Below are 18,737 nucleotides of genomic sequence, written 5' to 3'. Positions count from 1 at the left end.
CCGGCGCTGAGCGGCTGCTTCATCGTGGGCCTGGCGTAGGTCTGCACTGGCACGCCGGGCACGATGAAGCGAGAGGAGGAGACCGACCGCCAACACGGCACTGCCCGACGAGCAGGAGAGCTTCCGCACGGTGATGACGACGTACCCGGACTGTCGACCCTCAACGCCAGGACGGCCGGCGCTTTCGCCCTGACCGCGCGGTGAGGGAGACTGCGCCTCGACATGCGGGTCGTGGCGTGGGCTACAGGACGGCGAGGGCGCTTCGTCGTCATCGCGGCGTGGCTGGCCGCCGCCGTGCTCGGCTACATGGGGCACGCGAAGCTGCCGGACGTCACGCAGGGCGGGCAGACCAGCTTCCTGCCCCGCCACTCGAACTCGACGAAGGCGACCCAGGCCCTCGGCCAGGGCGGCGTCCAGGGCGGCAGCGACATCCCGGCGCTCATCGTCTTCGCCCGCGACGGCGGCCTGACCCGGGCCGACCGCACGGCCATCGGCGGGATGGCCACCTCGATCGACCGGCTCGGCCTGCGCGGCGCCACGCCGGCGTTCGCGCCGTTCACCGAGCGCGGCCGCTCAGACATCCTCGGCGGCGCGGGCCTCATCTCGCGCGACGGCGACGCGGCGGTGGTGCCGGTCGGCATCGACGCCAACGTGCCGGGCGCGATCACGCCGGCCGTGCACCAGATCCGGCGCGTCGTCCGCGCGCAGACCCCGCCCGGCCTGCAGGCCCACGTGACCGGCCCGGCCGGCACGGCCGTGGACTTCGAGCAGGCCGCCGACGACGCCGGGCGCACGCTGCTGTTCGTCACCGCGGGTCTCGTCCTCGTGCTGCTGCTCGTCGTCTACCGGGCGCCGGCGCTCGCGGTCCTGCCGCTGATCGTGGTCGCCGCGGCCTACCTCGTCACGGCGGGCCTGACGTACCTGCTCATCGAAGCCGACGCCATCCAGGTCAACGCCGAGGGCACGATGCTGCTGCTCGTCCTCATCTTCGGGGCGGGGACCGACTACGCGCTGCTGATCGTCCAGCGCTACCGCGAGGAGCTGGGCGCCGGCGACGGTCACGAGCCGGCGCTGCGGCGCGCGGTCGTCGGGTCCGCGCCCGCGATCGGCGCGGCGGGCGCGACCGTGATCGCCGCCATGCTGGTCCTGCTCCTGGCCGACCTCGAGTCGACCCATTGGCTGGGGCCGGTGCTGGCGCTCGGCATCGCCGTGATGCTGCTCGCCGCGTTCACGCTGCTGCCCGCGGTGCTCGCGGTCCTCGGCCCGCACGCGTTCTGGCCGACACAGGCCGCGTCCCGGCCCGTGCGGTCGCCGCGCTGGGTCCGCGTGGCGGCGCTCGTGCGTCGGCGCGCCCGCGTGCTGATCGCCGCGATCACCGCCGGGCTCGTCGTCTGCGCCGCCGGCAACCTGGTCGGCACGCAGTCGATCGGGTTCGGGCAGGGCATCCTGGGTACGACGGACTCGGGCCAGGGCACGGAGCTCCTGAACGCCCACTTCCCGCCCGGCATCAACTCGCCGCTCATCGTGCTCGTCGACGTGCCGGTCGCGGGACGGGCGCTCGACGCGCTCAACGACCTGCGGGAGGTCGACGCGGCGGTTCCGGCGGGCGCCTCGCGGAACGGCCAGCTGGCGCTGATCGCCGTGATCCTCGACGAGGACCCGTACGGCTCGCCGGCCGCGCACGTCGTCGAGCGGATCCGCGAGCTGCTGGCCGGGCTCACCGACGAGGCGTCGGTGGGCGGCATCACGGCGGAGAACCTCGACGTCGAGGAGACGAACCGCAGCGACACGCGGATCATCGTGCCGGTCGCGCTGCTCGTCGTCTTCGCCGTCCTGTGCCTGCTGCTGCGCGCGCTCGTGGCGCCCCTCTACCTGATCGTCACGGTGATCGCGTCGTTCGCGGCGACGCTCGGCATCGCGACCGTGCTCTTCACCAAGGTGCTCGGCGAGGACGGGCTGACGTTCAACCTCACGCTCATGTCGTTCATCTTCCTCGTCGCGCTCGGGGTGGACTACAACATCTTCCTCATGCACCGGGCGCGCGACGAGGCGCGCGAGCACGGCACCGCGGAGGGCGTCACCCGGGCGCTCGTCACGACCGGCGGCGTCGTGACCGGCGCCGGGCTGATCCTCGCCGGCACGTTCGCCTCGCTGACGGTCCTGCCGCTCGAGCAGCTCGTCCAGATCGGCGGGACGGTCGCGCTCGGCGTCCTGCTCGACACGTTCGTCGTCCGCGCGCTGCTCGTTCCCTCGATCACGGTGGTCCTCGGCGAGCGCGCGTGGTGGCCCGGCAGCGGCCACCCGGAGGTCGCGGTCAGCGCGCGCGCACCGTGACGGCGCCCGCGGCGCCGTGCACGAGCCGGCCCACGACCGGTCCCGGCACGTCGCCGGCGCGCGCCGGGTCGACCGCGACGAGCAGGCCGCCCGAGGTCGTCGCGTCGGCGACCAGGCGCCGGCGCCATTCCTCGACGCCCGCCTCGTAGCGCGTGAAGCCCTCGGCGTGCAGGCGGTTGCGCCGGCTGCCGCCCGACACGGCGTCGTCGCCGCGCAGGAGCTCCTGCACGCCGGGCAGGACCGGGACCGCCGCCGCGTCGACCTCCGCCGCCACGCCGCTGGCCCGCGCCAGCTCGTGGAGGTGGTTGAGCAGGCCGAAGCCGGTGACGTCGGTCGCGGCGTGGGCCCCGGCCGCGAGGGCCGCCTGCGACGCCGCGTCGTTGAGGGCCACCATCGTCGCCACCGCCGCGTCGAGCAGCCCGGGACCGGCGGCACCGCGCTTGAGCGCGGTCGAGATCGCGCCCACGCCGAGCGGCTTGGTCAGGACGAGCGCGTCGCCCGCACGGCCACCCGCGTTCGTGAGGACGGCGCCGGGGTGCACGAGCCCGGTGACGGCGAGGCCGAACTTCGGCTCGGGATCGTCGATCGAGTGGCCGCCGACGACCATCGCCCCCGCCGCCTCGACGACATCGAGCCCGCCCTGGAGGATCTCGGCGAGCATCTCCGCGCCGAGCCGCTCGAGCGGGAACGCGACGAGGCTCAGCGCGCTGAGCGGTCGGCCCCCCATCGCGTAGACGTCGGACAGTGCGTTGGCGGCGGCGATGCGGCCGAAGTCGTAGGGGTCGTCGACGATCGGCGTGAAGAAGTCGACGGTCTGCACGAGCGCGAGGTCGGGCGCCACCTGCACGACCCCCGCGTCGTCGGAGGTCTCGTGGCCCACGAGCAGCCGCGGGTCGGCGCTGCGCGGCAGGCCCCGCAGGAGCGGCTCGAGCGCCGCGACCGGCAGCTTGCAGCCGCAGCCGGCGCCGTGCGACAGCGAGGTCAGCGTGACGGCCCCGACCTGGGTCACGCCCCGTCGCGCTCCGCCCGCTCGATTGCCGCGGCGACCGCCGCGAGCGGCTGCGCGGGCATCGCCTCCTCGATGAGCACGAAGAGCTGCCGCTCCTCGAGCCGGACATGGGCGGCGAGACGCTCGCCCAGGTCGTGCAGCGCGTCGACCCCGGGCTCGGCGGCGGCCGTCAGCGCGTCCGCCCGCTGCCGGATCTCGACGTGCTCGCCGAGCGCCTTGAGCACGAGCGGGTGGTGCGCGTCGCCGAACGCGGCGTAGGCCGGCAGCAGGATCTCCTCCTCGAGGCGGAAGTGCCGGCGCCCGTCGGTCGTCCAGAACTCGAGGAACGCCGCGCGCGCCGCCGCGGCGGTCTCCGGGCCGGCCCGGCGCAGGCGCTGCGCGGCGACCAGCGCGTGGTGGTGGTCGCGCGAGAGCGAGGCGAGAGCGTCGGACCGCTTCACGATGCCTCCGAGTGTGTCAGAGCCGTCGCCGGGCGCTCCTCGGCCAGCTCGCGCGCCAGGCGGGCCATCGTCGCGTCGAGCTCGTCGTCGTCGCGCGGGCAGTAGCCGGCGACGAGCCGCTCGAGCGCCGATCGCCGCGCGGCGAGCAGCCGGTCCGCGGTCGCTCGCCCGCCCGGCGTCAGCGCGCCGTCGTCCGCGAGCCCGCGACCGTGCAGCTCGGCGATCTGCGCTCGCACCCACGCCGGGTCGACGGGACGCCCGGCGCTCAGGGCATCCGGGTCCAGCGGGTCGCCGTCGCGGGCGCGCACGAGGACCCACGCGGCGCCGGGCGGCAGGTCCATCCCGGCCTCGTCCACGACGCCCTCGATGAACCTGCGGGCGCGGTCGCGGCCGACGAGGCGCGCCAGCTCGCGCGTGATCTCGCTGAGCGAGTCGCCCTCACGGGGCGCCGCGAACGCCTCGCCCACCCCGGCGGTCTCGACCGTCTGGCGCAGCGGGCGCTCCTCGAGCAGCCACGTGAGGACGAACGCCACGGCCAGGACCGCGGCGGCGACCACGAACACCGATGCCAGCGAGTCGGTGAACGCGCCGATGTAAGCGTCGTGCACCGACGCCGGCAGGCGCTGGACGGCCGACGGGTCGAGCGACCCGCCGCCCTCGAGCGCCGCCGTGTCCGGCGAGCCCGCCGGCAGCCGCATGGCCAGCTCGCTCGCCAGGCGGTTGGCGAAGATCGCGCCGAGGACCGCCGTGCCCAGCGACCCGCCGATCGAGCGAAACAGCGTGGCGCCCGACGTGGCGACGCCCAGCTCGTCGTAGGACACCGCGTTCTGCACCGCGAGGACCAGGACCTGCATCACGAGCCCGAGCCCGAGCCCCATGATGAACATGAACGCGGCGCTCGCAGGCACCGACGTGTCCGCGTCGAGCGTCGAGAGCAGCAGCATCCCGGCGCAGGCGATCCCGGTGCCGGCGATGGGAAACAGCCGGTAGCGCCCCGTGCGCGTGATGACCTGCCCCGAGCCGATCGAGCCGATGAGCACGCCGGCCATGACCGGGATGAGCTGCAGGCCCGACTCGGTGGGCGAGTCGCCGCGCACGACCTGCTGGAACAGGGGCAGGTAGGTCAGCGCGCCGAAGAGCGCGAAGCCGATGACGAACCCGATCGCGCTCGTCACGCTGAACACGCGGTTGCGGAAGAGGCGGGGCGGGAGCACCGGCTCGCGGGCGCGGTGCTCGACGAGGAGGAAGAGCGCCGTCGCGACGACCGCCAGGATCCCGAGCCCGGCGATCTGCGCCGATGCCCAGGCGTAGGTCGTCCCGCCGAGCGTCGTCAGCAGCACCAGCGAGCTCAACGCGACCGCCAGCAGCACCGTCCCCGCGTAGTCGATGGCGTGCTCGCGCCGCTCGCGGCCCGGCGGCAGCGTCACGCCGAGCGCGACGAGCGCAACGGCGCCCAGCGGCAGGTTCACGTAGAAGATCCAGCGCCACGAGAGATGGCTCGTGAGGAAGCCGCCGATGAGCGGGCCCGCCACGCTCGAGATGCCGAACACCGCGCCGAACAGGCCGGTGTAGCGGCCGCGCTGGCGCGGCGGGACGACGTCGCCGATCGCCGCCTGCGCGCTGACCATCAGCCCGCCGCCGCCGAGGCCCTGCACCGCGCGAAACGCGATCAGCTGCGTCATGTCCTGGGCCACGCCGCACAGCGCCGAGCCCACCAGGAACAGCACGAGCGCGCCCTGCAGCACGACCTTGCGGCCGTAGAGGTCGCCGAGCTTGCCGTACAGCGGCGTCACGACGGGTGATCGCGAGCAGGTAGCTCGTGACCACCCACGACAGGTGGTTGAGGCCGCCGAGCTCGCCGACGATGGTGGGCAGCGCGGTCGAGACGATCGTCTGGTCCAGCGACGAGAGCAGCATGACCAGCATCAGCGCGCCGATGATCAGCGCCAGCCTGCGGCGATCGCCTGCCCCCGTCGTCATGGCCGGGGGCTACCCGCGATCCGCCGCGGCGAGCCCGCGTCCGGCACGTCCCCGTCGTAGGCGCCGTCAGGTCTGCGCGGCTGTGGCGCGCTCGCCGCGGGCACGGGCACGGGCGCCGGCGCCGGCGCCGCTCAGGTCGACGACGTGGCGGCGACGCTCGACGCCACCACCGCGGCGATGACCGCCGCCTGCACGGACGCGACCGCGTCGCGCACCGCCCGGCCCGCGATGCCCTGCTCGGCGACCGCCTTGGCCCGCTTGCGCGCGGCGCGCCGCTCGTCGCGCTCCACCACCGTGTCGATCAGTTCCAGCGGCTCGAGCAGTCCGATGAGCAGCGCCTCGTCCTCGGACGGCTCGCGGCCTTCGACGAGCACCTGGTGCAGGCGCTCGCGCAGCTCGCGCTCCGGGCGCTCGTCCGCCGCCGGGAAGCGCGTCGTCGGAAGCAGGCCGAGGAACTTGGTGCGCTGCTCGGTGAGGATGCCGCGCTCGACGAGGCCGCGGGCCAGGCGCGTGCGCAGCGGCTTGAGCTCGTGCGGCAGCCGGCCCACCCAGCCCTTGGCGTTGCGTCGCCGCTCCGAGCCGAGGATGGCGGCATGGGCCTCGCGCAACAGCTCGTGGCCCGGCGGTGGCCCGTCGACGGCGGCGAGCCTGCCGTCCGCGTCGACCACGACGAGCTCGTGGCGGGCGAGGTCGAGCAGCAGGGCGGCGGCCAGGCCGGGGTCGCTCCCCCACGAGGTCGAGTCGCGTCCCTTCTCGTCGTCGAGCGCGATCAGGAGCGTCTGCTCGGCGAGGATGAGCTCCATCCGACGAGGCTACCGATTCGCGCCGCCCGCTCGGGGTGGATGGGCCACGGGCGCGTCCCGTGAGAACATCTGCTGCGCCGTGAGCGACGCCGCCGACCGCCCCACGAAGATCTGCCCGGACTGCGCCGAGGAGGTGCTCGAGGCCGCGCGCAAGTGCCGCTTCTGCGGCTATCGCTTCGACCGGGGCGAGACCGCGGCCGCCACGCCGCCGCCGGCCGACCTCGAGGACGAGCCGAGCATCCTGGGCGGGCTGCTCGTGCGCCGTAAGCCGCGCAACACGACCCCTCAGCAGATCATCGACGCGGCGGGCGGGCACCTCGGGTCCGACGAGGTCGTCGGCTTCTTTCGCTTCGGCAGCGTCAACGGCATCGACGGGATCGTCGTCGTGACGAGCACGCGGCTGTTCCTCCTCGAGGGCGTCGGCAAGCGCCACCGCCTGCGCTTCGAGAACGACCTCAGCCACGTGCTCGGGACCGAGGTCTCACGGCGGCTGGGTCGCAGCCGGCTCGAGGTGCACTGCGCCGGCGGCGAGGAGCTGGTCGTCACCGCCCTCAAGCGCGACGAGATGCTCGAGCTCCAGCTGATGCTGCGGCCGCCCGGGTCGTAGGGGCTCAGCCGACGGGGCGCGCCGGTCGTCGGCGCGGGCGCAGGGTGGCCGGCGCCGTGGTCGCGGCGATCGCCTCGCGGTAGACGTCCCACGTGGCGAGGGCGGCGTCGTTCCAGCTCCATCTCGGCGGCGGCGGCGCCGGGCGCTCGACCCGTTCGGCGGCGGCCAGCAGGCCGGCGACGTCGTCGATGCCGACGAACGTCGCGCGGCCGGCGAGCACCTCGCGCAGCGCGGGGACGTCGCTCGCCACGACCGGCGTGCCGCAGGCGAGCGCCTCCACGGCGGGCAGCCCGAAGCCCTCGTCGTCGGAGGGGATGACGAGCGCGCGGGCGCCGCTGTAGATGGCCGCGAGGTCGTCGTCGGGCACGTGCCCGGTGAGCGTCACGTCCGGCAGTTCCTCGGCCCACCGGCTCGTCGAGCCGACGAGCACGAGCGGCAGCGTGCGGGGCGCGCCGGCGAGGTCCGCCACGCGCTTGCGGGGATCGGGATGCTCGAGCCCGCCGACCCAGAGCAGGTAGTCCTGCGGCAGGCCGTAGCGCTTGCGCGCCTGGGCGACCACGTCGGGCGGGCGCGCCGTCAGCGTGCGGGCCGCGGCCTCGGGGATGACGCTGATGGCCTGGCGTGCGACGCGGAGGTGCTCGACGACGTCGGCCGCCACCGCCTCCGTCGGCACGATCACGCGCGTCGCGCGCTGGACGGCGAGATAGCGCAGCTTCGAGCGCACGCCCGAGCGCAGGTACTCGCCGCGGCGCTTGATCTGGTGCAGGTCGTGGAGCGTCACGACGGTGGGGATCGACGGGCGCAGCGGCGCGCCGTCCAACCACGGCGAGTGGAAGAGGTCGGCGCGTCGTGGCCGGTGGGTCTCGACGATCTCCGCACCGGACGGCGCGGTCTCGCGCAGGCCGGCGAGCACGCAGCGCGCGTACCGGCCGATCCCTCCACCGTCCGTGGCGGGACGGGAGTCGAAGGCCACCCTCACGTGCTCTAGCGTACTTCCAATCGTCGCGCGGTGGCGGGCGGGTAGCGTTCGCCGGCGTGAGCCATGCCGAGCTGCTCGAGGCGCTCTGGGCCTTGATCCCGCCGGGAACGCAGCCCGAGCGCTTCGCGGAGCGCCGCGACTGGCTGCTCGCGCGCGTGCGTCCCGGCGAGCCGGTTCTGGACCTCGGCTGCGGCGAGGGGGACTTCACCGCGGCGCTTGCCGCCGCAGGCGCGCAGCCGGTCGGCGTCGACGTCGTCGGCGAGCCGCTGCGCCGCGCGCGCGAGCGCCACCCGGGCCTCACGTTCCGGCACGCGCCGCTCGAAGGAGCGCTCGTCCTCGACGACGCGGCGGTCGACGTCGTCTGGGCCGGCGAGGTCGTCGAGCACGTCGTCGACGTCGCCGGCTGGCTGAGCGAGGTGCGCCGCGTGCTGCCCTCCGGCGGCCGCCTGCTGCTGACGACGCCCGACCATCCGCCGCAGCTGCTGCAGCGCCTCGCCGCGGATCCGGAGGCGTTCGCCGAGCACTTCGAGCCGCGCGCCGACCACGTCCGCTTCTTCAACGAGCGCTCGCTGCGCGAGGTCGTCGAGGACCTCGGCTTCGAGGCGGTCGAGATCGAGGCCGACGGCCGGACGCTCTGGCTGGCGGCCGTCCGCGGGCGCTGGTAGCGCCCGCTCAGCCCTTCTGCGTGGCCCGCAGCACGACGATGTACGCGCCGATCGTCTGCGGGTTGTGCGGGTCCAGGTACAGCGCGGTGCGCACGGACTTCAGCGCCTCGGCCGGTTGGTGGAGCTTGTTGAACTGGAAGTCGCCCAGGCGCAGCCACGGCTCCGGGTTGCTCGGCTGCAGGCGCACCTCGCGCTGCAGCGTCTGCAGCGCCGCCTGCTGGTCGCCCGCGCGGCTCTGGGCGACGGCGAGAACGCTCAGCGGCTCGAGCGAGAGCGGGTTTCGGTCGCCGGCGGTCCGCGCGTCGCGCTGCGCGCCGACCAGGTCGCCGGACTCGAGCTTGGCCAGGGCCGCGTTCGTCGCGTCCAGCGAGCGCAGCGGCTGCCACACCGCCCACGCGACGCCCACCGCCGTGACGAGGGCCAGCAGCGCGGCCGCGACCGCCGGGCGCTCGCGCAGCCAGGCGCGCGGCCCGCGCAGAGGCGGCGGGTCCGGCGGCGGCTGGCGCAGCGGCCCGCGGCCCGCGACCCAGCCGCTGCACAGCAGCGCGAGGACGGTGCAGCCGGGGATGAACCACGTCCAGTCGACGAACGAGTGCACGCCGTAGACGACGACGATCGACACCATCGTCAGCAGGCCGATGCGCTCCGGGCCGTAGCGGCGGCCTCGGTCGCGTTCGCGCAGGCCGGTCGCGCGCGCGGCGGCGTACAGCCACGCGCCCAGCGCCAGCAGCGCGAGCGCCAGGCCCACGATTCCCAGGTCGGCCAGCGTCTGCACGACGAAGCCGTGGGCGTGGCGCACCTCGAGCGTGTCGTCGCGGTAGAACGCGCGGGCCGTCGCGTAGCCCTCGGCGCCGACGCCGAGCACCGGGTGGTCCTTGAACGCCTTGAGCGCCTCGTTCCAGTAGCGCGAGCGCACCGAGCCCACCGCGGTCAGGCGGCTGGGGTCGTTGGGCGGCGTCGTGGCGTGCGGGTCGGTCAGCGTCGTCCAGCCGTGCGAGATCGAGCCGAACAGCCCGCGGTCGGTCGTCGCGAGGTAGGCGGCGACGCCGACCGGCACGAGCGCCAGGCAGACGAGGAGCGTCACGCCGATGCGGCGGCGGGCGATCCGGCTCAGCGAATCGCGCGACTCCCGGAAGCTCACCCACAGGCCCACCGCGAGCAGCAGCCCGACCATCACGACCAGCAGCACGCCGAGCTCGTGGCCGGAAGGCGCGCGCAGGTCGGTGGACAGGCGGTCGGTGGTCAGCCCGTCACGCGCGAACGCCCACAGCGCCACCGGCACCGCACCGGCCGCGCCGATGAGCAGCACCGCCGCGCCGCGCACGCGCAGCGGCACGACCGCGAACCAGAAGATCAGGCCGAGGGCGAGGGCGAGCAGCGCGCCGCGCGAGTAGGCCAGCAGCACCGCGACGAGCAGGACGCCGAGCGCGGGGAAGGCGAGCGCCGAGAGCGGGCCGTAGCCGTGCCGGCGCGCGCCGAGCCAGACGCAGGCGGGGATCCCGAGCGCGGCGAAGAGGCCGGTCGCGTTCCAGTAGCCGAACGGGGCGCGCAGGCGGGCGTAGAGCTCATCGGCGCTGAGCGTCCCCGGGAACACCTTCGTCACCAAGGCGTAGCCGGAGACGACGACCGTGGCCAGCACGATCCCGCCGAGCACGCCCTCCCACTGGCGCGGCGCGACGCGCACGAACGCGAGCGAGGCGGCGAACACCGCCAGGTAGGTCAGCGTGCGGTTCGCCTCGACCCAGGCATCCGACGGCTGCACCGCCCAGACGATCGACACGAGCGTCCAGCCGGCGAAGAGTGCGAAGGCGGCCAGCGCCCCGGCGCCCCACCAGCGGCCGCGGTCGGGCGTGGCCAGGATCGCCCCGGCGCCGCCGACCCCGCAGCCGAGCAGGAGCCCGATCTCGACGGTCGTCGTCTCGCCGAGCCGCAGCCCGCCGTTGGCGGCGAACGCCACGAGCGTGAGCAGCGCGCCCACGCCGAGCGTCGTCCACGCGGTCGCCCCCGGGCGGCGCAGGGCGAGGGCGCGGGCCGGCGCGAGCGCGGCGTCAGGCGCCGCGGCGTGCGACGACACGGCGCCGAAGGTCGAGGGCTCCGAGGACGATCAGTCCCAGCGCGCCGAGCGCCAGGGCGACCACGAGCGGCGCCGGCAGGGTGGCCGCGGCCACGGACGTGTTCTCGGCCGGCGCGTGCTGCGCGGCGCCGACCGCCGCGAGCTCCCGCTTCGTGGCGCCCGCCTCCGGGTCCGCCGGATATCCCGAGAAGCCGCCGAAGGGGCCCGGCGAGCTGCCGGTCTTCGGCTTGGGGGCGGTACCCGTGGCGCCGGTGCCGCCGCTCGTCGTGCCCGTGGCGCCGGTGCCGCCGCCACCGGTGCCGGTGGACCCGCCGCCGGTCGTGGAGCCACCCCCGCCGGCGTTGCCGCTGCCGCCCGAGAGCTGCGCGGCGCGGATCACGTCGCGGCAGTTGGTGTACTCGTCGACGTCGCTGGGCAGGTTGGCGAGCGCCGAGCGCAGCTCCTTCTGGCTGTAGCTGCCGGAGAGGACGCCGTCGTCGGTGCAGTCCCGGATGACCTGGGCGGCGCTGGCGTGCGCGGCGGCAGCCGGAAGCAGCACGAGCAGGAGGGTGAGGAGGAACGCCCTGCGCATGAAGCCCTACGACGCTAGCGGCTCGGTTCGGGGGGTCGGCGCGCCGGCGCCCACGCTCGCCAGGGCCGCGGACATGCCGCCCGCCCAGGCCTGCGGGGTGTGGGCGGCGACGGCCGCGGCCCCGGCGGCGGCGAGGCGCTCGCGCAGGCCGGGGTCGTCGCGCAGGCGCTCGATCGCGGCGCGCAGGGCGCCCGCATCGCCCGCGGGCACGACGAGCCCGGTGCGCTCGTGGCGCAGGAGGCCGCCGGCGGCGGCGCCGACCTGGTCGGTGGCGATGACTGCAACGCGCTGGTGCATGGCTTCGTTGACGACGAGCCCCCACGGCTCCCGGAAGGTGCGGGTCCGCAGCGACGCTACGACCAGGACGTGCGATCCCGCCAGGAAGTTGCGCACCTCCTCCGGCGGCACGGGCGGGTCGCCGACGCAGACGGCGTCCGGCCAGGCGTCGAGCAGCACCGCGCGGCCCTTCTCGGGATCGGGCCGGCCGACGAACAGCACCTGGAACGCGCGCTCGCGCCGGCCGGGCACCGTCGCGCCCCAGAACGCGGCGTCGACGGCCTGCGGGGCGACGTGCACGTTGCGCGCCCCGCGGCGGCGGACGTACTCGGACACGTGGGGTCCGTACGTGACCACCGCGCCGGCGCTGCGGTACAGCCAGAGCGTCGGGGTGTAGGAGAGGAGGTGCGCGGCGCTGCGCGGGTGCGCCCACAGCCCCGTCCACAGGACGAACGGGATCCCGGCGCGGCGGGCGCCGAGCGCGGCGGCGAGCGGCGCGACGCGACCGCCGAGCCCGGCGATCACCGCCCGGTAGCGGCCGCCGGCGGCCAGCCCGTAGACGCCCCGCTGGCCGACGGTGCGGTGCGGCACGGGCAGGGCGGCGCGGCCCGCCGCGCCGTGGCGGTCGCGCCCGCCGAACAGCGCGACCTCGATGGACTCGCGCTCGTGCAGCGCGGCGAACGGGGCCACGCGGTCGCCCGGCGCGTGGCCGGTCACCAGCAGGACCGGCTTCAAATCGCCCGCTTGTCTCCGGCTTCGGCGCCCAGCGCGGCCTCGTAGGCGGCGACCGTGTCCGTGCCGCAGCGCGCCCACGTGAAGCGCTCGGCGACGGTCGCCCGCGCGACGGCGCCCAGCTCCTGCAGGTAGCGCGGCTCCGCGACGAGGTCCTCGATCTGCGCGGCCAGCCGCTCAGGGTCGCCCGGCGGAACGAGCACGAGCCCGTCGCCGATGTCCTCGGGGCCGGGCTCGCCGCGTGCGCCGATCGCCGGCACGCCGCCGGCCATCGCCTCGACGTAGGCGACGCCGAAGGCCTCGTCGATGCTCGGCATGACGAACAGCGCGCAGCGCCGGGCGAGCCCCAGTGCCTGCGCGTGCTCGAGCTGGCCCGTGAAGCGCACGGGCACGCCGAGGTCGGCGGCGAGCCGTTCGAGGTTGCCGCGCTCGGGGCCGTCGCCGATGACGAGGTAGTGCAGCTCTGGGTGGCGCTCGCGCAGCAGCCAGAGCGCCCGTATGACGTCGGCGTGGCGCTTGCGGGCGACGAGGTGGCCGACGGTGACGATCGTCTCGGCGCTCTTCTGCTCGATCCCGCCGGGCAGATCGGTGCCGAGGTGCACGACCCGCACGTCGCCGACGCCCTGCCGGCGCACGAGGTTGGCGATGCCCTCCGAGTTGGCGAGCACGATCCGCGCCCCGCTGAGCGCGTGCCGTACGGCCACGTCGCCGCCGGGCACCTGCTGCGGGACGAAGAGCACGTCGGGGCCGTGGACCGAGAGGACGAGCGGCGCACGGGTGCGGGCGCGCAGGACGGCCTGGCCGGCGGGCACGCTGTTGTGGGCGTGCACGACGTCGAACGGGAAGCGCCGGCGGATGCGGCGCAGGGCGGCGGCCAGCGGCGGGGCGGCCCAGGCGCCCCAGCGCGCGTACGCCCGCGCGCGGGGGGGCGAGACGAACGGCACGTACGTCACGCGCAGGCCGTCGCGGTGCTGGGTGCGGGGCTCGCGCAGCCGCCGGCCGAGCTCGTGCAGCGCGCTGCGGTTGCGCAGGGACGTCCGCGGCGGGACGAGCCGGTGCAGCACCACGACCTCGACCTCGGCTCCGGCGTCGCGCGCGGCGACGGCCTGCTCGTGCGCCCAGATCCCCAGCACGGGGTCGCGCTCGGACGGGTAGAACTCGGCGACGACGAGCGCCTTCACGGCGGCGGGATGCGGACGTCAGCGCGCAGGATGTGCGCAGGCTACCCCGCTGCAGGGAGCCTTCGGTGGACGCGCAGGGTGCGGTTGGCCTCATCGCGCGGGAGGTACGGGCGCGTGGCGAGGAACGCGCGCGCCTCGGCCTCCGCGTCGCGGCGGGAGTACGCGGCCGCGGCGGGCGCGGCGTCGTGCAGGACCGGCACGGCGTCGACGACGCCGAGGCGCAGCCCGCGCTCGCGGGCCAGCGCCGCCCAGTGGACGTCGAGCCCCCAGCCCATGCGCAGCGGCGGGAACGGCAGCAGGTCTCCGAACGCGGCCGCGGCGACGAGCGTGACCGGGCCGATCTCGACGAACGCCGTCTCGCGGGCGAGGGATCCGGCCCACCCGCCCCGCCGGCGGGTCACGCTCCAGGCGGCGTGGGAGTGCAGGCGGTGCGCCGGCTGGGCGAGCTGGAGGTCCAGGCGCTCGGCGGCGGCGACCAGGTCGTCGAGGAAGGCGCCGGGCAGGACGACGTCGTCGTCGCAGACGAGCAGCCAGTCGTGGGCGCCGGCGGGGTGGGCGCTGAGCAGCGCGTCGAGGTTCTCGAACTTGCCGCGGTCGCCGGGAGCGGTGGTCGCCACCTCGACGTCGTGGCGGCTCGCGCGCAGCTGCGCCGCGATGCGGTCCCAGCGGTCGCGGTGCTCGTCGCGGACGATCGCCAGGGCGAGGACGCGCCGGCGGGGCGTCGCGCGACCGGCCCGGCGCAGGCGGGCGCGGACCGGCAGGGCGGCGACGTCGAGCAGCGCATCCGCGGCGCGGCGCAGCGCCGCGCGGCGTCCGCCCACGGTGCCGGAGACGCCGGCGAGGAAGTCCGGCGCGGCCGGGTCGGGCGCGGGCCGCAGGGCGGCCTCGAGCCGGCCGGCGCTGTGGGCGGCCATGACCGGGCCGTTGGCGCACCGGTGGCGCGGCCCATGCGCGACGCAGCCGGCGAGCACGCGCAGCTCGGCGGCGAGGCCCGGCGCCGTGCCGCGGTGGACGTCGAAGCGGCGGCTGGCGCGGCCCCGCGCCCGCGCCGCGCGCATCAGGCTGCGCAGGCGGGCGTCGTCGCCCGCGCGCCGGTGGTCGAGCCGGGCGGCGGCCACGTAGCGGATGCGCGGGCGGGCGGAGGCGCGCAGCCGGTCCTGCCATTCCTGCTCGTCGCCGTAGAGCTCGCGGCTCTCGTCGAAGCGGCCCACCCGCTCGAACGCGCCGCGGCGGATCGTCATGTTCGCCCCCCACGCGTGCGGGGCGTCGACGTCGGCGCGGCCGAGGTCGAGGAAGGTGACCGGCGGCCCCTCGCGCCCGCACATCGGGAAGGCGTGGTCTTCGATGCGCGCGACGATCGGGCCGGTGAAGCAGTCGACGCCGGGCTCGGCGGCGGCGGCGGAGCGCAGCGCGGCGAGCCAGCCGGGGTGCACCGCGACGTCGTCGTCGACGAAGGCGAGGAGCTCGCCGCCGGTCTGCGCGATGGCGGTGTTGCGGGCGGCGTTCAGCCCGCGCGGCGCCTCGTGGACGACCGCGCGCACGCCCAGCTCGGCGGCGACGGCCTCGCTGGCCGGGTCGGGCCCGTCGACGACCACGAGGACGTCGGCGCCCGCCGCGCGCGCCTGGGGCACGATCGACCGCAGCGCGGTGCGCAGGTAGCCGGCGCGGTTGCGCGTCGGTATGGCGATGGAGACGGTCGTGTCCACGGTCGCCCGCAGCGTACGGGGGCGCCGGGAGCGTGCCGTACCGTTGCGGCGCAGTGATCCTGTTCCTGCACAATCGCTACCGCACGACCGGCGGCGAGGAGCGCGTCGTCGCCGACCTGCTGGCGCTCGTACGCGAGCGGCTGGGCGAGGACGCCGAGCTGCTCGAGCGCGACAGCGCCGCGCTCGGCCGGGCGCGGGCGGCGGCGGGCCTGCTGGGCGGCGGGCTGGCGCCCGGCGACGTCGCCGCCGCCGTGCGGCGGACGGGGGCGCGGGTCGTGCACGCCCACAACGTGCTGCCGGCGTTCGGCTGGCGCGGGCTCGCGGCGGCGCGCGCGGCGGGCGCGCGCGTCGTGCTGCATCTGCACAACTACCGGCTCGTGTGCGCGGTGGGGACCTGCTTCACGCGGGGGGTGGACTGCACCCGCTGCCACGGGCGCGACACCCGGCCCGGCGTCCGGCTCGACTGCCGGGGCACGGGAGCCGAGGCGGCGGTCTACGGCGCGGCGCTGGCGCTCTGGCAGCGGCGGCTGGTCGCGCAGGCCGACGTGGTCGTCGTGCCGAGCGCGTTCGCGCGCAGGCGGCTGATCGACCTCGGTGCGCCGCTCGACCCGGGCCGGGTGCGCGTCATCGCGCACCCGGTCGCGGCGGTCGCCACGGCGCCGTGCTTCGACCCCGCCGGCCCGGCGCTGTTCGCCGGCCGTCTCGCGGTCGAGAAGGGCGCGGACGTGGCGATCGACGCCTGCCGCCGCGCCGGGCGCCCGCTCGTGATCGCCGGCGACGGCCCGCTGCGTCCGCAGCTCGAGGCCCGCGCCGCCGGCGCCGGCGTGCGCTTCGCCGGCCGGCTCGATCCGGATGGGCTGGCCGCCGCCCGCGCCGCCGCCTCGGTCGCGCTCGTGCCGTCGCGGTCGGCCGAGACGTTCGGGCTGGCCGCCGCGGAGGCGATGGCCGCGGGGCTGCCGGTGATCGCGTCGCGCATCGGCGCGCTGACGGAGCTCGTCGCCGACGACGCGCGGCTCGTCGCCCCGGGCGACCCCGACGCTCTGGCCGCCGCGCTCGCCCTGCCGGATCCCGCCGCCGCGGCGGGGCACGGGCTGGCCCGGGTGGCCGAGCTGGCGGCGCCCGAGCGGGTCGCCGCCGCGCTGGCCGAGGCCTACGCCGCCTGACCGCACGCCCGTTGTCAGGTTCGTCGGGCTCAGCCGGACGAACCCGACAATCGATGCCGGGCGGGCGGGCGGTACGGTGCAGCGCAATGCCCGACCGCGTCCTCGTCACCGGCGGCGCCGGCTACATCGGCGCCATGGTCTGCGCCGAGCTGCTCGACGCCGGGGCCGACGTGCGCGTGCTCGACTCGCTCCTGCACGGCCAGCAGGACGTCGCGCAGCAGCTGGCCGCCCAGGGGGTCGAGGTCCAGGTCGGCGACGTGCGCGATCCCGCGGCCCGCGCCCGCGCGCTCGAGGGCGCCGGCGCGGTGGTGCACCTCGCGGCGATCGTCGGCGACCACGCCTGCGCGGCCGACCCGGCGCTCTCGGGCGCCGTGAACCTCGACGCGGCGAACGCGGTGATCGACGAGGCCGCCCGCGCCGGCGTTCGCCGCTTCGTCTTCGCCTCCACGTGCTCGAACTACGGCCGCATGGCCGACCCCGAGGTGCCGGTCGACGAGGACGCCGAGCTGCGGCCCGTATCCCTGTACGCCGAGCAGAAGGTGGCGATCGAGCGCCGGCTGCTGGGCGGCGACCGCGGCGGCGGTCCGGTTCCGCCCGCGACGTGCCTGCGCTTCGCCACGATCTACGGCGTGGCGCCCCGCATGCGCTTCGACCTCACCGTCAACGAGTTCACCCGCGACCTCTGGCTCGACCGCGACCTCGAGATCTTCGGCGAGCAGTTCTGGCGGCCGTACCTGCACGTCGCCGACGCCGGGCGTGCCGTGCGCACGGTCCTCGGGGCCCCCGACGACGTCGCGGCCGGCGAGGTCTTCAACGTCGGCCGCTCCGACGAGAACTACACCAAGCGCCACCTCGTCGAGGCGATCGCCCGCCAGGTGGCGGCGGGGCGCGTCCACTACGTCCAGCGCGACGAGGACCCGCGCGACTACCGCGTCGCCTTCGAGAAGGTCCACGCCGTCCTCGGCTTCGTGCCCGAGCATCGCGTCCCGGACGGGATCGCGGAGGTCGCCGAGGCCCTCGCCGAGGGCCGCTTCCCCGACCCCTTCGATGTCCGTTACCGGAACACCGTTTGAGATCCCGCTCAGCGACGTGCGCGTCGCCGAGGACGAGATCGCCGCGGCGGCCGACGCGCTGCGCTCCGGCTGGCTGACCATGGGCCCGCGCACCGCCGCGTTCGAGGAGGCGTTCGCGCAGCGGCTCGGGTGCCGGCACGCGATCGCGGTGGCCAACGGCACGGCGGCGCTGCACCTCGCCTACCTCGCCGCCGGGATCGGGCCCGGCGACGAGGTGATCGTGCCCTCCTACACGTTCGTCGCCACGGCGGCGGCGGTCGTCGCCTGCGGCGCCGCGCCGGTGTTCGCCGACGTCCTCGGCGCCCACGACCCGTCGCTCGATCCCGACGACGTCGCGACCCGCATCACGCCGCGCACCCGGGCCGTCGCCGTCGTGCACTTCGCGGGCTACCCCGCCCCGGTGGACCGGCTGCGCGCGCTGTGCGACGAGCACGGCCTCGCGCTGATCGAGGACGCCGCGCACGCGCCCGTCGCCACGCTGCACGGCCGCGCGCTCGGCACGTGGGGCCTGGCGGGCTGCTTCTCGCTGTTCTCGAACAAGGTGCTCTCGGTCGGCGAGGGCGGGGTGGTCGTCACCGACGACGACGACGCGGCGCAGCGCATCCGGCTCCTGCGCTCGCACGCGATGACGACCGGCACGTTCGACCGCCACCTGGGCCGCGCGCTCAGCTACGACGTCGTCGACGTCGGCTTCAACTACCGCCTCGACGAGCCGCGGGCGGCGCTGGCGCTGGCCCGGATGGCCAAGGTCGACGCCGACGTCGCGCGCCGCCGGGTGCTCACCCGCCGCTACCGCGACCTGTTGGCCGGCGTCGACGGGATCGGCGTGCCGTACGAGGACGCCGCGATCGACGATTCCTCGTGCTACGTCATGCCGGTCATGCTCGACGACGCGGACCGGCGCGACGCGCTGTGCGTCACGCTGCGCGAGCGCCACGGCGTGCAGACGTCGATCCTCTATCCCCCCGCGCACCGCTTCACCGCCTACGTGCAGCGGCAGGGCGCCACGTCGCTGCCGCGCACCGAGGACGCCGCCGCGCGCGAGGTGACCATCCCGCTCTACGGCCACCTCACCGCCGAGCAGCAGGAGCGGGTGGTGGGCGCCCTGGCCGATGCGCTCAAGCGGCCGGTCACCGCGTAGACT

16 protein-coding genes are annotated in these 18,737 nt (G+C 76.1%); 6 read left to right on the top strand and 10 right to left on the bottom strand.

Annotated features, from left to right (window positions below):
• The first annotated feature begins 222 nt into the window (after positions 1-222).
• A complete protein-coding gene (locus tag DSM104329_RS26465; protein ID WP_259312867.1) occupies positions 223-2,334 on the top strand; it encodes an MMPL family transporter in 2,112 nt (703 codons plus the stop codon).
• Here DSM104329_RS26465 and selD read toward each other — a convergent pair.
• The 4 genes from selD to DSM104329_RS26445 form a co-directional block, all read right to left on the bottom strand.
• The gene (gene selD, locus DSM104329_RS26460) at positions 2,315-3,343 is read right to left on the bottom strand and encodes a selenide, water dikinase SelD (protein WP_259312866.1); all 1,029 of its coding nucleotides are present in this window, start codon (positions 3,341-3,343) and stop codon (positions 2,315-2,317) included. The genes DSM104329_RS26465 and selD overlap by 20 nt on opposite strands.
• Entirely contained in the window at positions 3,340-3,783 is a 444-nt protein-coding gene (locus tag DSM104329_RS26455; protein ID WP_259312865.1) for a hemerythrin domain-containing protein, read from the bottom strand. Before DSM104329_RS26455 ends, selD begins: the two co-directional genes overlap by 4 nt.
• Complete coding sequence (locus tag DSM104329_RS26450) at positions 3,780-5,576, bottom strand: MDR family MFS transporter (protein ID WP_259312864.1); 1,797 nt, start codon at positions 5,574-5,576, stop codon at positions 3,780-3,782. Before DSM104329_RS26450 ends, DSM104329_RS26455 begins: the two co-directional genes overlap by 4 nt.
• 318 nt (positions 5,577-5,894) lie before the next feature.
• The gene (locus DSM104329_RS26445; protein WP_259312863.1) at positions 5,895-6,566 is read right to left on the bottom strand and encodes a GOLPH3/VPS74 family protein; all 672 of its coding nucleotides are present in this window, start codon (positions 6,564-6,566) and stop codon (positions 5,895-5,897) included.
• Between the two features lie 79 nt (positions 6,567-6,645).
• On the opposite strand from DSM104329_RS26445, the gene DSM104329_RS26440 reads away from it, so the two are divergent.
• Positions 6,646-7,173: a zinc ribbon domain-containing protein gene (locus DSM104329_RS26440; protein WP_259312862.1), complete on the top strand. Its 528-nt coding sequence runs from the start codon at positions 6,646-6,648 to the stop codon at positions 7,171-7,173.
• Between the two features lie 4 nt (positions 7,174-7,177).
• On the opposite strand, the gene DSM104329_RS26435 is transcribed toward DSM104329_RS26440, so the two are convergent.
• Entirely contained in the window at positions 7,178-8,152 is a 975-nt protein-coding gene (locus DSM104329_RS26435) for a glycosyltransferase family 4 protein (RefSeq protein WP_259312861.1), read from the bottom strand.
• Between the two features lie 56 nt (positions 8,153-8,208).
• On the opposite strand from DSM104329_RS26435, the gene DSM104329_RS26430 reads away from it, so the two are divergent.
• The gene (locus DSM104329_RS26430; protein WP_259312860.1) at positions 8,209-8,817 is read left to right on the top strand and encodes a class I SAM-dependent methyltransferase; all 609 of its coding nucleotides are present in this window, start codon (positions 8,209-8,211) and stop codon (positions 8,815-8,817) included.
• Positions 8,818-8,824: 7 nt separating this feature from the next.
• Here DSM104329_RS26430 and DSM104329_RS26425 read toward each other — a convergent pair whose 3' ends face one another.
• Genes DSM104329_RS26425 through DSM104329_RS26405 form a run of 5 tightly spaced genes read right to left on the bottom strand, consistent with a single transcriptional unit; the run spans position 8,825 to position 15,357 of the window.
• On the bottom strand, positions 8,825-10,891 hold the full coding sequence (locus DSM104329_RS26425) for an O-antigen ligase family protein (RefSeq protein ID WP_259312859.1): 2,067 nt from the start codon (positions 10,889-10,891) through the stop codon (positions 8,825-8,827).
• Positions 10,866-11,462 (bottom strand): hypothetical protein, encoded by a 597-nt coding sequence (locus tag DSM104329_RS26420; RefSeq protein WP_259312858.1) that lies wholly within the window; start codon positions 11,460-11,462, stop codon positions 10,866-10,868. The genes DSM104329_RS26425 and DSM104329_RS26420 overlap by 26 nt, the downstream gene beginning before the upstream one ends.
• Before the next feature lie 6 nt (positions 11,463-11,468).
• Positions 11,469-12,473 carry a glycosyltransferase family 4 protein gene (locus DSM104329_RS26415; protein WP_259312857.1) on the bottom strand — a complete coding sequence of 335 codons (1,005 nt, stop codon included), beginning with the start codon at positions 12,471-12,473 and terminating at the stop codon, positions 11,469-11,471.
• Positions 12,470-13,651 carry a glycosyltransferase gene (locus tag DSM104329_RS26410; RefSeq protein ID WP_259312856.1) on the bottom strand — a complete coding sequence of 394 codons (1,182 nt, stop codon included), beginning with the start codon at positions 13,649-13,651 and terminating at the stop codon, positions 12,470-12,472. The genes DSM104329_RS26415 and DSM104329_RS26410 overlap by 4 nt, the downstream gene beginning before the upstream one ends.
• A 41-nt stretch (positions 13,652-13,692) precedes the next feature.
• Positions 13,693-15,357: a glycosyltransferase family 2 protein gene (locus tag DSM104329_RS26405; protein ID WP_259312855.1), complete on the bottom strand. Its 1,665-nt coding sequence runs from the start codon at positions 15,355-15,357 to the stop codon at positions 13,693-13,695.
• Positions 15,358-15,410: 53 nt separating this feature from the next.
• Between DSM104329_RS26405 and DSM104329_RS26400 the strand changes: the two genes are divergently transcribed.
• The 3 genes from DSM104329_RS26400 (at position 15,411) to DSM104329_RS26390 (ending at position 18,734) form a co-directional block, all read left to right on the top strand.
• Entirely contained in the window at positions 15,411-16,520 is a 1,110-nt protein-coding gene (locus DSM104329_RS26400; RefSeq protein ID WP_259312854.1) for a glycosyltransferase, read from the top strand.
• Between the two features lie 86 nt (positions 16,521-16,606).
• Complete coding sequence (locus tag DSM104329_RS26395) at positions 16,607-17,593, top strand: NAD-dependent epimerase/dehydratase family protein (protein ID WP_259312853.1); 987 nt, start codon at positions 16,607-16,609, stop codon at positions 17,591-17,593.
• Positions 17,568-18,734, top strand: a complete 1,167-nt coding sequence (locus DSM104329_RS26390) for a DegT/DnrJ/EryC1/StrS family aminotransferase (RefSeq protein WP_259312852.1) — start codon at positions 17,568-17,570, stop codon at positions 18,732-18,734. Before DSM104329_RS26395 ends, DSM104329_RS26390 begins: the two co-directional genes overlap by 26 nt.
• Positions 18,735-18,737 lie beyond the last annotated feature (3 nt).

It is taken from the genome of Capillimicrobium parvum (assembly GCF_021172045.1).
Taxonomy (GTDB): Bacteria; Actinomycetota; Thermoleophilia; order Solirubrobacterales; family Solirubrobacteraceae; genus Capillimicrobium; species Capillimicrobium parvum.
Note: the sequence above shows the minus strand (reverse complement) of the source record. Positions and strands in the feature narration are given on the sequence as shown.